At 32.4% G+C, this 14,329-nt stretch carries 16 protein-coding genes; 12 read left to right on the top strand and 4 right to left on the bottom strand.

The window, feature by feature from the left end:
* Positions 1 to 126 precede the first annotated feature (126 nt).
* Positions 127 to 1,041, bottom strand: a complete 915-nt coding sequence (locus EQ029_RS08610) for a COX15/CtaA family protein (protein WP_011276113.1) — start codon at positions 1,039 to 1,041, stop codon at positions 127 to 129.
* Between the two features lie 247 nt (positions 1,042 to 1,288).
* On the opposite strand from EQ029_RS08610, the gene cyoE reads away from it, so the two are divergent.
* The 4 genes from cyoE (at position 1,289) to EQ029_RS08590 (ending at position 4,410) form a co-directional block, all read left to right on the top strand.
* The gene (gene cyoE, locus EQ029_RS08605; protein WP_057504712.1) at positions 1,289 to 2,200 is read left to right on the top strand and encodes a heme o synthase; all 912 of its coding nucleotides are present in this window, start codon (positions 1,289 to 1,291) and stop codon (positions 2,198 to 2,200) included.
* Positions 2,201 to 2,229: 29 nt separating this feature from the next.
* Positions 2,230 to 2,691 (top strand): DUF420 domain-containing protein, encoded by a 462-nt coding sequence (locus EQ029_RS08600; RefSeq protein WP_011276111.1) that lies wholly within the window; start codon positions 2,230 to 2,232, stop codon positions 2,689 to 2,691.
* Positions 2,692 to 2,886: 195 nt separating this feature from the next.
* Positions 2,887 to 3,945, top strand: a complete 1,059-nt coding sequence (locus tag EQ029_RS08595; RefSeq protein WP_011276110.1) for a CAP-associated domain-containing protein — start codon at positions 2,887 to 2,889, stop codon at positions 3,943 to 3,945.
* A 27-nt stretch (positions 3,946 to 3,972) separates the two neighbouring features.
* The gene (locus EQ029_RS08590; protein WP_011276109.1) at positions 3,973 to 4,410 is read left to right on the top strand and encodes a YlbF/YmcA family competence regulator; all 438 of its coding nucleotides are present in this window, start codon (positions 3,973 to 3,975) and stop codon (positions 4,408 to 4,410) included.
* Between the two features lie 60 nt (positions 4,411 to 4,470).
* On the opposite strand, the gene EQ029_RS08585 is transcribed toward EQ029_RS08590, so the two are convergent.
* A complete protein-coding gene (locus EQ029_RS08585; RefSeq protein WP_053021124.1) occupies positions 4,471 to 5,400 on the bottom strand; it encodes a lysophosphatidylglycerol phospholipase D in 930 nt (309 codons plus the stop codon).
* A gap of 169 nt (positions 5,401 to 5,569) precedes the next feature.
* Between EQ029_RS08585 and EQ029_RS08580 the strand changes: the two genes are divergently transcribed.
* A complete protein-coding gene (locus tag EQ029_RS08580; protein WP_037536213.1) occupies positions 5,570 to 5,821 on the top strand; it encodes a DUF2129 domain-containing protein in 252 nt (83 codons plus the stop codon).
* Positions 5,822 to 5,823: 2 nt separating this feature from the next.
* Here the strand turns inward: EQ029_RS08580 and EQ029_RS08575 are convergent, their stop codons facing one another.
* Positions 5,824 to 6,213 (bottom strand): DUF7147 family protein, encoded by a 390-nt coding sequence (locus EQ029_RS08575; RefSeq protein ID WP_011276106.1) that lies wholly within the window; start codon positions 6,211 to 6,213, stop codon positions 5,824 to 5,826.
* Positions 6,214 to 6,282: 69 nt separating this feature from the next.
* On the opposite strand from EQ029_RS08575, the gene rsmD reads away from it, so the two are divergent.
* Both rsmD and coaD read left to right on the top strand, forming a co-directional pair.
* The gene (gene rsmD, locus EQ029_RS08570; protein WP_037557937.1) at positions 6,283 to 6,834 is read left to right on the top strand and encodes a 16S rRNA (guanine(966)-N(2))-methyltransferase RsmD; all 552 of its coding nucleotides are present in this window, start codon (positions 6,283 to 6,285) and stop codon (positions 6,832 to 6,834) included.
* Positions 6,827 to 7,312, top strand: a complete 486-nt coding sequence (coaD, locus tag EQ029_RS08565) for a pantetheine-phosphate adenylyltransferase (RefSeq protein ID WP_011276104.1) — start codon at positions 6,827 to 6,829, stop codon at positions 7,310 to 7,312. Before rsmD ends, coaD begins: the two co-directional genes overlap by 8 nt.
* Before the next feature lie 125 nt (positions 7,313 to 7,437).
* Here coaD and EQ029_RS08560 read toward each other — a convergent pair whose 3' ends face one another.
* Complete coding sequence (locus EQ029_RS08560; RefSeq protein WP_011276103.1) at positions 7,438 to 8,580, bottom strand: nucleotidyltransferase; 1,143 nt, start codon at positions 8,578 to 8,580, stop codon at positions 7,438 to 7,440.
* Between the two features lie 126 nt (positions 8,581 to 8,706).
* Between EQ029_RS08560 and EQ029_RS08555 the strand changes: the two genes are divergently transcribed.
* The 5 genes from EQ029_RS08555 to pheT all read left to right on the top strand — a co-directional run bounded on the left by EQ029_RS08555 (position 8,707) and on the right by pheT (position 14,284).
* Positions 8,707 to 9,261, top strand: coding sequence for a YceD family protein (locus EQ029_RS08555; protein ID WP_011276102.1), 555 nt, complete (start codon positions 8,707 to 8,709; stop codon positions 9,259 to 9,261).
* A gap of 82 nt (positions 9,262 to 9,343) precedes the next feature.
* Entirely contained in the window at positions 9,344 to 9,517 is a 174-nt protein-coding gene (gene rpmF / locus EQ029_RS08545; protein ID WP_002435373.1) for a 50S ribosomal protein L32, read from the top strand.
* Between the two features lie 202 nt (positions 9,518 to 9,719).
* Positions 9,720 to 10,460, top strand: coding sequence for a TrmH family RNA methyltransferase (locus EQ029_RS08540; protein ID WP_011276101.1), 741 nt, complete (start codon positions 9,720 to 9,722; stop codon positions 10,458 to 10,460).
* A 363-nt stretch (positions 10,461 to 10,823) separates the two neighbouring features.
* A complete protein-coding gene (pheS, locus tag EQ029_RS08535; protein ID WP_011276100.1) occupies positions 10,824 to 11,882 on the top strand; it encodes a phenylalanine--tRNA ligase subunit alpha in 1,059 nt (352 codons plus the stop codon).
* Positions 11,882 to 14,284, top strand: coding sequence for a phenylalanine--tRNA ligase subunit beta (gene pheT, locus EQ029_RS08530; RefSeq protein WP_057504713.1), 2,403 nt, complete (start codon positions 11,882 to 11,884; stop codon positions 14,282 to 14,284). Before pheS ends, pheT begins: the two co-directional genes overlap by 1 nt.
* Positions 14,285 to 14,329: the final 45 nt, after the last annotated feature.

Here is a 14,329-nt window from a genome sequence, read left to right as displayed (position 1 = left end):
CATATTGAATTTTGAATAGATTGATTCAATGGAGTAATTAATATTTATAAACGTCATCGTTAATAAAATTTTTAATTAAAAAGGAGATGTGAATGAACCATTCACATCTCCTTTTATACTAATAGGTTATTTGATTTTTTCACTTCTAATCGTACGTAGCATTAACATAATAAAGTAAGCTATCATACCGAATAATATTGTGATAAATAAAGCGTGTAAAAGTGCGATGAATAAATTTACATTAGTCATTACAGATAGAGCCCCAGTAATTACTTGTAAGATGATAAGGATAAATGCAGTTGTATACCCATATCGAATTGTTCTATTCTCAGAGTAATTTTTAACTGCATGAATAAACGTTATCATTATCCAGAAGAACGTTATAAATGCCATACCACGATGCGCAAATTGTACCCAATCTTGCTCTGTATGTGGAATGATGTCATGGAAAGGTAAAGGCCAGCCTCCATATGCTAAACTTGCTTTTGCATGTCTAACTAAAGCGCCAGTATAAATCGTTAAATATACTATACCTGTCATTATCCATGTTAATCTTCTTAATGGCTTTCTGATATATAGTTCATCAGCTTCATATTTTTTATCGACTTCAAAAATGATAAGCATTAAAACAAACACTGAAGAGAAACTGATTAAAGATATACCGAAGTGCAGTGCTAATACGTATGAATTTTGTTGCCAAATGACAGCTGCTGCACCAATCAATGCTTGAACTAGTAAAAATGCAATACTGATAATTGCTAATGGCTTTACCTCTCTAATATAGCCAATATGTTTCCATGCTGTAATAGCTAACCACAGTACAACGATTAATGATAAACCAGAGACGGCACGATGACTTAATTCGATAATTGTATCGATAGGTAAATTTTGAGGGAGTAATGCACCGTGACATAAAGGCCAAGATGATCCACATCCATCTTCAGAGCCAGTTTTAGTAACTAATGCACCACCAAGTTGTACGAATGCCATTATGATAGTTGCTAATACAGATAACCATTTAAGGTTTCGTTTGTTAAACAATGTTATACACCCCATCATTAATCAAGAGTATTTTGACAGTGTAGATTAATTAGTACTGAATGCTCTTAATTAATGTCTATTTTTATTACAATTTTATTATTAAAATAATTATACAACAATAGGAACTAACAAAAAATTAGTGAAGTAGAATGTCGTTAAAGTGTCACAATTAAATTTGATATAAACTAGTCAATTTTTAGTAATTGCTATATCATAGTATTATATGAAAATTTTAAGGAGGGGGATCATGAGCAAAGAGCAAACTTTGTCACAACCATCGAGCCGTGTATCGTTTAAAGAGTTACAACAAATTATCAAGATGGGTTTAGTTCAAGGTAACTTAATTCCTGCATTTGCAGGTGCTTGGTTAGCTGTTGTGATGAGCAATCATTCCTTCCTATCGTCAATACCTCAAATTCTATTAATGTTGATTGGATCAACATTAATTATGGGTGGCGCTTGTGCATTAAATAATTATTATGATCAAGATATTGATCGAATAATGCCAAGTAAGCAAAATAGACCGACAGTTAATGATAGAATTTCAGATAAAAATTTATTAATTTTAAGTTTTGGTATGATGTTATTAGGAGAAGCTTGTTTATTCTTATTAAATGTACCATCAGGTGTACTAGGACTCATCGGCATTGTGGGTTATGTGTCTTATTATTCAATTTGGTCTAAAAGACATACAACTTGGAACACAGTAGTTGGGAGTTTTCCGGGTGCAGTACCACCATTAATTGGTTGGGTTGCTATTGATGGAAATATAAGTCTTATTGCAATTGCATTATTTTTAGTTGTTTTTTGTTGGCAACCAATTCATTTCTATGCTCTAGCAATTAAGCGAAGTGATGAATATTCATTAGCTAATATACCCATGTTACCATCTGTTAAAGGATTTAAACGTACTAGAATAAGTATGTTTATATGGTTAGTCTTTTTACTTCCACTACCATTTCTAATATCAAGTCTCGGGACAACATTTGTAGTATTAGCTACATTGCTTAATTTAGGTTGGCTATATGTTGGTTTAACTTCTTTTAAGAAAGCGACAGATCAAACTAAATGGGCAACAAAAATGTTTATTTACTCCCTAAATTATTTAGTAGTATTTTTCGTTTTAGTTGTTGTTATCTCACTGATAAAAATGATTTAAAATATACAAATTAAATAAGGATGAAACATATGAATTTACCAATTCTACCGACGATTAGTACAAGTTGTATTGTGATTAGTGCTATCTTTGTTGCCATTGGATGGTGGCAAATCTGGCATAGAGATATAGATAAGCACAAGAAAACAATGTTATGGGCAGCAATCTTTGCATTAACTTTCTTTATTATCTATGCATCAAGAACTATTTTTATAGGTAATACAGATTTCGGGGGACCAGACTCAGTTAGAACATATTATAAAATTTTCTTAATTTTCCACATTAATTTAGCTACAATTGGTGGCGTTCTAGGGTTAATTCAAATTATTACAGCATATAAAGATAAATTTAAATGGCATAGAAAAGCAGGTCCAATTGCATCAGTTATATGGTTCTTTACAGCTATCACTGGTGTAGCAGTTTACTTACTTTTATATGTATTTTACCCGGGTGGAGAAACGACTTCACTAATTAAAGCAACATTAGGATTATAATCGAATTTAGCGTAACAAATTAAATACAAATTGATTGAGACTAAGACATCATTGTCTTAGTCTTTTTTGTAACATTAATATCAATTTATTTGTAAAAGGATGACTTGGTAAAAGTAGTAATACTAAGTAGGATGTCTTGATTAATAAAATAGTTATTTTGTACAATAGATATAATTCAAAATAGGTGGGTGAAAGATGGCAAAATTAATAATTAAGGTTTTAGGTGTAATATTTTTAGTATTATTTCTTATATATTTATTTTACTCACCAAGACTTAAATTTGATGTATTAGAAAATCCAAATAAAACTGTTTCAACTAATCATTCAGAACAAGCGCCTAAGACTCATAACACCAGTGAAAATCCATCACCAAAAGAGGGCGTAGGTACTTGGATTGGTAAAGATATAGATGATTTAACTGATAAATACGGTCAAGCAAGTCGTACATATCCATTTAAAGGGCACTATATGAATTACGTATTTAAAAAAGATGAACAATATTATATTGTTTCAACTAAAGAGAATAAAATAAAATCAGTTTATGCAACGGGAAACAATGCTAATGTTGCACCTTTAAAAATTAATGAGAGTGCATCACATATTTTTGAAAATACAAGTATTAACCCGGATCCTTCTATTAAAGTGAATGGTCAAAGTTATAATTTCGAATTATCTGATGAAGATATAAAAACGCAAACATTGATTAAATATGGAAATGTTTATGCACAGGTTTATGTGGATCAGCAATCGAATCAAATTATGGGTATTCGCTTTCTTGATAAAGAGGCACTAGCATTTCTTAAGCCATATCCTTTAGCTAATGAATCTGATGATAACTATAATGAAGAAGATTTTGATAAAGCTAAGAAAGATAATCTTCCTTATGAACAAAATCCTAATCAATTAATGACGCTATATGAAATTACGAATGAGATGAGAAAGTTAAAAAATATTAAACCACTAAAAGTCAATTCAGATATAGCTCACATTGCATCAGTAAACTTATATGAAGCAACAGGTTCTAATGATGTTGAATTTACTGAGGATGCTTTGAAAAGCCAATTAAGTAATGAAAACATTTCATTTATTTCTACAAGCCAAAATGTCGGATATGATTTTGATGATGTGCCGACACTAATTCATAGTTGGATGAATTCTGATATGCACCGTTCTAGAATGTTGAATACTAAGTATGAGGAAATGGGTGGAGAAGTTATGAAAGACTATTATTCACTTATTTTCTTGGAAAAATAATCTACTTATGGAAGGGGGAACCATACATTGTATACAGAAGAAACAATGTCAATTCTTGATGATATAGAAGGACTATCGGATATGATTGTTCAATCTGAACTTTATCATGATTTTCGTGCAGCACAAGAGATGCTAAACAATGATGATGAAGCACATCTTATGTATCAGGCTTTTTTGAAATCTAAAGTTGCTTATGATGAAGTTATGCGTTTTGGGAAATATCATCCTGATTATCAAAAGGTTATGTTAGAAACAAGAAGACGTAAAAGAGCTTATGAAATGTTACCAGTCGTCATGGATTACAAATCTAAAGAGGTAGCGCTACAAAATTTAATTGATGAAGTAGTAAGTAAAATAGCATTTTCAGTTTCGAAAAATGTGAAAATTGAAGCGGGAAATCCATTCTTCAAAACAGGTCATGATGGATGTGCGACAGGTGGCACTTGTAATTGTAGTTTGTCATAAAATAAGGAGAAAGAAATCGTAATGCATTTGATTTCTTTCTCCTTTTACTTTATAGCGCGTTTATTTCTCAATATTGAGACTTGATTTGAATTGTTTACCCAAATCTGGGCGATCTGTTACTAATGTATGAACACCTTTATGATATAAATCAGTCATCAAGTCAGTGCTATTAATTCCGTAAAATCCAGGCACTATATTTAATAAGTTTAACCATTGAATAAAACGTTTAGAGGTTAATGGAATACCTTTGAATTGGGTCGGCATTTGAAATGTATCAGCAATAGGTTGATACTTATTCCCTAATCCTAAATTAAATTTGATAAACCCTTCAGCAACTTCTTTTTGGCTTGCTCCAATAGCAACTTGTCCTTTACTTATTTCTCTAAAGCGAACATTTTGTTCTTTGTAAAAGCTAGTTACAAGTACGCGATCTTGTGCCTGATTATTAATAATATCTTCATACATTTTTGTTGGCGCAACTGTTCCTTCATAACTATCTGGTGCATCTTTTAAATCAACATTAATATACATATTAGGATACATTTTTAAAAGCTCATCAAAAGTTAAAATTTTTGCTTTTTGATGACCACGATATGGAAATTGGCCATTAATATCTTTAAAGTGATAACCAGCATCTAAACGCTTTAATTCTGAAACTCTATGATCACTTACTTTGCCTGAACCATTTGTAGTACGATCTACAGTGGCGTCGTGAAATACAATTAGTTTTTCATCTTTAGTAAGTCGAACATCCGTTTCAAAACCATCTAAGTTGTTAGCGACGGCGTTATCGAATGCCAATTGTGTTTGCTCAGGTCTCACTGCCATGCCGCCTCTATGTGCAAAAATGTATGGTGCCTTACCATTAAAGAGTTTAGGGATTTCTTTAGTTTGATCTGCTTTACTACTTTTATTTATAAAAAATAAGCTACCCAAAAAACTAACGCTCGCTAAACTTAAATTAAGAACCCATCGTTTTTTGATCGTCATTAATAATGCCTCCTTGTTATTATTGAATTAAGCGTACCAAAATTCACACTAACGCAAAAGTAAATAGATATTTAATACTCAAGTATGCAGTTCATGGGTTTAAAGGATTTTATAAAATTAATAGTCGTGGTATAGTTATTATGCATAATAAATGGAGTGTGTATATAGTATGGAATTAATTCCTAGAGTGAGTTTGATTGTCTATTTAAAACATATTAAGCATGAGCGTCAAATTAGAAAGTATGGGCATATTATTTATACGAATAAGCAACGTAAATATGTTGTATTATACGTTAATGAGAATGACGCAGATGCTATTGTTCATAAATTAATGAAACTAAAATACGTTGTGGATATAGACGGATCACCTTATAAATATTTGAAAAAAACTTATGAAAAAGAAAAACATGAAATTCTATAATTTTATTGCATAGGTGGAATCCAATTTTGAAGTCGTAATACACTTATCAAATACTTGAAGTATTGGTCTAACGTGTGGAATGCTTCTGGTGGTTGTACATCTATTCCGAATATAGGTACATTATATTGATTTGCTTGATTATTAATGAGTTCAAATTTTTTATTACTGTTAGGAAATGGATATTTAAGCGCATCAAGCATGATGTACATAGCTTGGAAATGATTACCTGAAGTTGGATTCATAATCATTGCAACAGATGAAAGTTGTTTTGAAGATTGTGGTGTATGAAAGTATACAATTTTATTTATTCGGAGATGGTTGTATTCTATTAAGGTATTAAATTCAAATAAATCTGTTAATCCTTCTCCCAATACGATAAATGACTGTTTCATAATATAATCCTTCTCCTTTTTACAACAAATTATAATAAATTACCTAGAGAAATGGAAGTGTAAGTCAAGATGAGAGTTATTGCTGGAAAACATAAAAGTAAAGCCTTAGAAAGCTTAGAAGGTCGTAATACACGTCCAACTATGGATAAAGTGAAAGAAGGTATATTTAATAGCTTACAAGAAGTACATGGATTAGGTTTAGATTTATTCGCTGGAAGTGGCGCATTAGGTATAGAAGCATTATCACGTGGTATGGAAAAAGTGATTTTTGTAGACCAAAATTTTAAAGCTGTTAAAGTTATTCAGGCTAATTTAAAACAATTAGATTTACGTGATCAATCTGAAGTTTATAAAAATAACGCTGATCGTGCATTGAAAGCTCTAAATAAGAGAGAGATTCAATTTGACTATATTTTTCTTGACCCTCCATATAATAAAGGTTTGATTGATAAAGCTTTAGAGCAAATTGCAGAGTTTAATTTATTGAAAGAAAATGGTATCATCATTTGTGAGTTTAGCAATCATGAGCAAATCAACACAAATGGATTTAAAGTGATTAAACAATATCACTATGGTCTTACTGATACTTTGTTACTAGAAAAAGGAGAGCAAAATGGCTAAAACGAAGGCGGTCATTCCTGGTAGTTTTGATCCTATTACATATGGACACATCGATATCATCGAAAGAAGTGCAGGGCGCTTTGATGAATTACATATTTGTGTGCTAAAGAATAGTAATAAAACTGGGACGTTTAATATTGACGAGCGAATGGCATTAATTGAAGAATCTGTAAAACATTTATCAAATGTTGAAGTACATAATTATAATGGTTTGTTAGTAGATTTTTGTGATAAAATTGGTGCTCAAACAATCATTAGAGGCTTGAGAGCAGTCAGTGATTTTGAGTATGAATTGAGACTAACATCAATGAATAAAAAACTAAATAGTAATGTAGAAACGATGTATATGATGACTAGTACAAACTATTCTTTTATTAGTTCGAGCGTCGTAAAAGAAGTGGCGCAATATAAAGCTGATATATCAGATTTTGTACCTCCAAATGTTGAGAAAGCATTAAAAGAAAAATTTAAAAAGTAATAGATGAGGTTAAAATAATTCTACTCAAAACTGTACGAGGCAAATTTAATTTGTATAGGTCTACATTTAATCCGCATTAGCCGACTAGGACTGAGAAAGTGCTTTAAATTAAGCTTTTCTCAGTCCTAGTTCTTTTTATTAATTATCACAGGTGTATTAAAATCATTAGCCCTTTGACCAGATATTAAATTATAAATATGAGTTGCTTTAATTTCATTTTTTAATAAAGAGGCACTTTCCTTGTTAATATTTGTTACATACAAGCGATTAGGGAATTGTTTTTTTAGGTACTTTAAATACTGTTGCCCTCTTTGATTCATGCCTAGAATTCGCACTCCTCGAATTTCATCATCAAAATCACTTTTATTAATGTTTAGTAATATTTGCATCAGAACGCGCTGTATATGCGTGTATGTGAAACGTTTAGTTTTAATTAAAGACATATACGTGTCAAAATCTTGCGCATTTTGAATGTTTGATTTGAGACGATGTTCAAAGCCCTCAGACATGGTATAAATGTGTGATAATTCTTCAGAGGAACGACTTAAAATATTATATTTAATAAAATTGAACGTTTGCTTCTTCAAGAGGTGAGGCGTTTCATATAAATGTTTTATATCTGCTGGTACGACATCTTTCCAGGTGTTTTCTTTATTTAATAAAGCGTGTCTAATAGCTGAGCCACTTGCGAAATTGTCATGTTTAATCTCTTGATCGTGATGTGCGGTAGATTGACGTTGAATAGCGATTCTTTTTATAGTTGGAGCTATATTACTAATGGCTTTTATGTATGCTACACCTAATATATTGTTAGGAGAGCGTAACACTTGTTGATCATCAATTAGGTCATGTACAATTTTGGCGTAACTGTTCCCTTGTTTAATTAAGTCTTGAAAATATGACGATTGTTCAAGCGAATTAATATTAGATGCTACGTTCTCAAGGCGTGAAATGTCATTGATTTCACTACCAAATGCAATAGTATCAATATCTAAATAGTGAGCTACTTTAATTGCAAAAGTTGCAAAATAATCACTCGATGACAGACTAGCAATCGCTGGAAGTTCAACAACTAAATCAACACCTGACAAAGCCATCTTCGTTCTCAGGAATTTATTATAAATTGCTGGCTCGCCACGCATGACGAAATTGCCACTCATAATTGCAATACTTATCTCCGCGTCGGACTGTAACTTAGATTGTTGAGCGTGATATAAATGGCCATTATGAAATGGATTATATTCTGTGATTAGTCCAACACTTTTCATTTGCAATTCATCCTTTCGATATTCATTATTAGTATTGTAACAGATGAAAGTATGTTAAGAAAAAATCTTGACAACTTATACTTGTAAAGTTAAAATAAATTTTGTGTTTGTTAGAGGTGAAGCCATATGAAATGGTCAATAACGCAATTAAGAAAATATCAAGGTAAGCCATTTGAATTCAATCAAACGGCAAATTTTGAACATTTAATAGAACCTTTAGGCTTGATTGATTTATCAGAAATCAATGTTGAAGGTGAATTAACCGTTAAAGCCAATGAAGTTATTGCAGATATTCATTTAACTGGAACATATACAATGCCTTGTGCTCGTACGCTTGTACCTGTAGAAGTTCCTTTAGATGTAAGAACATCTGAAATATTTGATTTGGAAGGTTATGATAGTTATACCGATGAAGAAGTAGAAGAGGATGAACACTATCATCTAGCTACTGATGGTATGATTAATATTCGAGACATTGCTGAAGAATTGGTAATCATTGAGAAACCGATGAGAGCTTTCTCTGAGAATAGCGATCAGATGCTTACAGAAGGTAATGGTTGGGAAGTTATTGACGAAGATCAAATGATCGAACTTGAAAAAGAAAAAGACAATGATAATTCCCAAACGCAACAAGTTGATCCTAGGCTTCAAAAATTACAACAATTATACGATAAAGAGTAATAGCAGGTTGTTTTAAATTATTGTATAATGATTTAATGACCTAACACTTAAGAAATGTGTTTAATATTAAGGAGGATATATCATGGCAGTACCAAAAAGAAGAACGTCTAAAACTAGAAAAAACAAACGTCGTACTCACTTCAAAATTTCAGTACCTGGTATGACTGAATGCCCAAGTTGTGGAGAATACAAATTATCTCACCGCGTATGTAAAAACTGTGGTTCTTACAACGGTGAAGAAGTCGTTTCTAAATAATCGACTTAATGATTTTAGTGAAGCATGGACAATTTAATGTTGTTCGATGCTTCTTTTTTTATCAATAATCAAAATTTAATAATAATCGGCGATAAAAATGGTTATACATATAATGTTTAAGTTTCCATTATGATCGATTTAGTTATGTTAATATAAATTAGTAAACAATATCAATAATAGCTACTATAAAATGGAGAACTATATGGAACAAATTACGTCAGCGCAAAACAGTAAGATAAAAAATGCGAATAAATTAAAGAAAAAGCGAGATCGTGATAAAACTGGACAAGCATTGATTGAAGGTATTCATTTAATCGAAGAAGCTTACCAAAGCGGCATTGCCATTAAGCAACTATTTGTAATTGAACCAAATAGAACAGATGAAGCGCTTAAGGATTATGCTGAAGAGACATTTGAAATTAATATGAAAGTTGCAGAATCATTATCAGGTACGATAACACCTCAAGGCTTTTTTGCTGTAATTGAAAAGCCTAAATATGATGTTAAGCAAGCAAAACAAGTATTATTAATCGATCGGATTCAAGATCCGGGTAATCTAGGGACATTAATTCGTACTTCTGATGCAGCGGGAATAGATTTGATTGTAATGGAAAAAGGTACAGCCGATCCATATCAAGACAAGGTTTTACGAGCAAGTCAAGGTAGTGTATTTCATATTCCGGTTATTACCGCAGATTTGAAAACATTTATCGCAGGTTTTAATGGACCAGTTTATGGTACTGCGCTTGAGAATGCACAACCATATAAGGAGGTAGCATCTCAAGATATATTTGCCTTATTACTAGGTAATGAAGGTGAAGGTGTGAACAAAGCATTATTAAATGAAACATCACAAAATTTAACAATACCAATTTACGGCAAGGCGGAAAGCTTAAACGTAGCTATTGCTGGAAGTATTTTACTTTATCATTTGAAAGGTTGACCCTGAGAAATAAAATCGGCTATACTTAGATGTACACAATAATCAATGTAAAATAATAACTTAAGTTATAAAAATTGAAAATATAACCGATAAAAAGACCTTAACTGATATAAAGTGTTGTACAGGGAGAGTAAACGTGACTGCAATTTACTCCAACATGTATTAGTTTCTTTCATCTTTTTGGTTACTTAAAGAAATTTAAGTCGGAGTACGTCTTCGTTAGCAACGTTTACAAGTGTATGCATATGCATAAATTTGGGTGGTACCACGGAAAGACTTTCGTCCCAGTTTTGGGATGGAAGTCTTTTTTTATGAAAAAAAGTTAACAATAAATAGTGAATATAATGTGAGAGGTGTAAGTAAATGACTCAAAACGATTCAATGGCAGAATTAAAACAACAAGCACTTGTTGATATTAATGAAGCTCAAAATGAACGCGAATTACAAGATGTTAAAGTTAAATACTTAGGTAAAAAAGGCTCAGTAAGTGGATTAATGAAAAATATGAAAGATTTACCTAATGAAGAAAAGCCAGCATATGGTCAAAAAGTAAATGAACTACGTCAAACAATTCAAAAAGAATTAGATGAGAAGCAAGAATTGTTAAAAAACGAAAAATTAAATCAACAATTAGCAGAAGAAACAATCGATGTAACATTGCCAAGTCGACAAATTAGTATAGGTTCTAAACATCCTTTAACACGAACAGTTGAAGAAATTGAAGATTTATTCTTAGGTCTAGGTTACGAAATTGTTGATGGCTATGAAGTAGAACAAGATTATTATAACTTTGAAGCTTTAAATTTACCTAAATCCCATCCTGCACGTGATATGCAAGATAGTTTTTATATTACTGATGAAATCTTAATGCGTACACACACATCTCCAGTACAAGCACGCACAATGGAAAAACGCAATGGACAAGGACCAGTTAAAATTATTTGTCCTGGTAAAGTTTATCGCCGTGATTCAGATGATGCGACACATAGTCACCAGTTCACACAAATTGAAGGACTAGTTGTTGATAAAAATATTAAAATGAGTGATTTAAAAGGAACATTAGAATTAGTGGCGAAAAAATTATTCGGTGCAGACCGTGAAATTCGATTACGTCCTAGTTACTTCCCGTTCACTGAACCTTCTGTAGAAGTGGACGTATCATGTTTCAAATGTAAAGGTAAAGGCTGTAACGTATGTAAACATACAGGATGGATTGAAATTTTAGGTGCGGGTATGGTACACCCGAATGTACTTGAAATGGCCGGATTCGATTCTAATGAGTATTCTGGTTTCGCATTTGGTATGGGTCCTGACCGTATCGCGATGTTGAAATATGGTATTGAAGATATTCGTTATTTCTATACAAATGATGTTCGATTCCTTGAACAATTTAAAGCTGTTGAAGATAGAGGTGAAGCATAATGTTGATTTCTAATGAATGGTTAAAAGATTACGTAGATGCAGGGGTTAAGGTTGAAGATTTAGCAGAACGTATTACCCGTACAGGTATTGAAGTAGATAACATGATTGATTATTCAAAAGATATTAAAAATCTAGTGGTCGGCTATATTCAATCAAAAGAAAAGCATCCTGATGCAGATAAATTAAATATATGCCAAGTAGACATTGGTGAGGAAGAACCTGTTCAAATCGTTTGCGGTGCACCAAATGTAGATGCTGGTCAACACGTCATTGTTGCGAAAGTTGGTGGTCGCTTACCAGGAGGCATTAAAATTAAACGTGCTAAATTACGCGGTGAGCGTTCGGAAGGTATGATTTGTTCATTACAAGAAATTGGTATTTCAAGTAATGTGGTACCTAAAGCATATGAGAATGGCATTTTTGTCTTCCCAACTGAAGTTGAGCCGGGAACGGATGCTTTAACAGCACTATATTTAAATGATCAAGTTATGGAATTTGATTTAACACCTAACCGTGCCGATGCATTAAGTATGGTAGGTACTGCATATGAAGTGGCAGCATTATATCAAACTGAAATGACAAAACCAGAAACTCAAAGTAACGAAACTTCAGAATCTGCAACTAATGAATTATCAGTAACAATCGATAATCCTGAAAAGGTCCCATATTATAGTGCGCGTGTTGTTAAAAACGTAAGCATAGAACCATCTCCAATATGGGTGCAAGCACGTTTAATAAAAGCAGGCATACGACCTATTAATAATGTTGTAGATATTTCAAACTATGTTTTATTAGAATATGGTCAACCGTTACACATGTTTGATCAAGATCATATCGGCTCTAAAGAAATTGTTGTACGACAAGCGAAAGATGAAGAGACAATGACTACATTAGACAATAATGAGCGCAAGCTAGTAGACACTGATATCGTTATTTCTAATGGTCAAGAACCTATTGCATTAGCTGGCGTAATGGGTGGCGACTTTTCAGAAGTAACTGAACAAACTACTAATGTGGTAATAGAAGGTGCAATATTTGACCCAGTATCAATTCGTCACACTTCACGTCGTTTAAACTTACGTAGTGAAGCCTCTAGTCGTTTTGAAAAAGGTATCGCAACAGAATTTGTTGACGAAGCGGTTGACAGAGCATGTTACTTATTACAAGAGTTAGCTTCTGGTGAAGTACTACAAGATAGAGTATCTTCAGGAGATTTAGGATCATTTGTGACACCAATCGATATTACAGCTGAAAAAGTAAACAAAACAATCGGTTTTAATTTGTCTAATGACGAAATTCAATCTATCTTTAGACAATTAGGCTTCGAAACAACATTAAAAGGCGAAACATTAACGGTCAATGTGCCTTCACGTCGTAAAGATATTACTATTAAAGAAGACTTAATTGAAGAAGTCGCACGTATTTATGGTTACGATGAAATCCCTTCATCACTACCCGTATTTGGCGAAGTAACAAGTGGAGAATTAACGGATCGTCAACATAAAACACGTACCCTTAAGGAAACGCTTGAGGGTGCTGGGTTAAACCAAGCAATCACATATTCATTAGTTTCTAAAGATCATGCTAAGGACTTCGCACTTCAAGAACGTCCAACAATCAGTTTATTAATGCCTATGAGTGAAGCACATGCTACTTTACGTCAGAGCTTATTACCACATTTAATTGAAGCAACTGCATATAATGTAGCTCGTAAAAATAAAGATGTTAGATTATATGAAATTGGTCGTGTATTCTTTGGCAATGGTGAAGGCGAACTTCCAGATGAAGTTGAATATTTAAGTGGTATTTTAACTGGAGAATATGTTGTTAATGCTTGGCAAGGTAAAAAGGAAGAAATTGACTTCTTTATCGCTAAAGGTGTTGTAGACCGAGTTGCGGAAAAATTAAATTTAGAATTTAGTTATAAAGCTGGAAAAATTGAAGGTTTACATCCAGGACGTACAGCGATTGTATCTTTAGAAGGACAAGACATTGGTTTCATTGGTGAATTACATCCACAAGTTGCAGCAGATAATGATTTAAAACGTACGTATGTGTTTGAATTAAATTATGATGCAATGATGCAAGTAGCGGTTGGATATATTAATTATGAACAAATTCCTAAATTCCCTGGTGTGACTAGAGATATTGCATTAGAAGTTAATCATGATGTACCATCTTCTGAATTAAAACAAATTATTCATAATAATGGTGAAGACATCTTACAAAGTACATTAGTATTCGATGTTTATGAAGGTGAACATTTAGAAAAAGGCAAAAAATCAGTAGCAATCCGATTAAATTATTTAGATACAGAAGACACTTTAACTGATGAACGCGTATCTAAAATTCATGATAAGATTTTGGAAGCATTACAAGCTCAAGGTGCTACAATTAGATAATGAAGTAAAAGAGACGAATTCTGTATTAATGGAATTCGTCTCTTT

This window comes from Staphylococcus haemolyticus (assembly GCF_006094395.1).
GTDB lineage: Bacteria > Bacillota > Bacilli > Staphylococcales > Staphylococcaceae > Staphylococcus > Staphylococcus haemolyticus.
Note: the sequence above shows the minus strand (reverse complement) of the source record. Positions and strands in the feature narration are given on the sequence as shown.

Coding starts and splice junctions, on each gene's coding strand:
- cyoE (WP_057504712.1), top strand. CDS start 1,289: ATGAGCAAAGAGCAAACTTTGTCACAACCATCGAGCCGTGTATCGTTT.
- EQ029_RS08600 (WP_011276111.1), top strand. CDS start 2,230: ATGAATTTACCAATTCTACCGACGATTAGTACAAGTTGTATTGTGATT.
- EQ029_RS08595 (WP_011276110.1), top strand. CDS start 2,887: ATGGCAAAATTAATAATTAAGGTTTTAGGTGTAATATTTTTAGTATTA.
- EQ029_RS08585 (WP_053021124.1), bottom strand. CDS start 5,400: ATGACGATCAAAAAACGATGGGTTCTTAATTTAAGTTTAGCGAGCGTT.
- EQ029_RS08580 (WP_037536213.1), top strand. CDS start 5,570: ATGGAATTAATTCCTAGAGTGAGTTTGATTGTCTATTTAAAACATATT.
- EQ029_RS08575 (WP_011276106.1), bottom strand. CDS start 6,213: ATGAAACAGTCATTTATCGTATTGGGAGAAGGATTAACAGATTTATTT.
- rsmD (WP_037557937.1), top strand. CDS start 6,283: ATGAGAGTTATTGCTGGAAAACATAAAAGTAAAGCCTTAGAAAGCTTA.
- coaD (WP_011276104.1), top strand. CDS start 6,827: ATGGCTAAAACGAAGGCGGTCATTCCTGGTAGTTTTGATCCTATTACA.
- EQ029_RS08560 (WP_011276103.1), bottom strand. CDS start 8,580: ATGAAAAGTGTTGGACTAATCACAGAATATAATCCATTTCATAATGGC.
- EQ029_RS08555 (WP_011276102.1), top strand. CDS start 8,707: ATGAAATGGTCAATAACGCAATTAAGAAAATATCAAGGTAAGCCATTT.
- rpmF (WP_002435373.1), top strand. CDS start 9,344: ATGGCAGTACCAAAAAGAAGAACGTCTAAAACTAGAAAAAACAAACGT.
- EQ029_RS08540 (WP_011276101.1), top strand. CDS start 9,720: ATGGAACAAATTACGTCAGCGCAAAACAGTAAGATAAAAAATGCGAAT.
- pheS (WP_011276100.1), top strand. CDS start 10,824: ATGACTCAAAACGATTCAATGGCAGAATTAAAACAACAAGCACTTGTT.
- pheT (WP_057504713.1), top strand. CDS start 11,882: ATGTTGATTTCTAATGAATGGTTAAAAGATTACGTAGATGCAGGGGTT.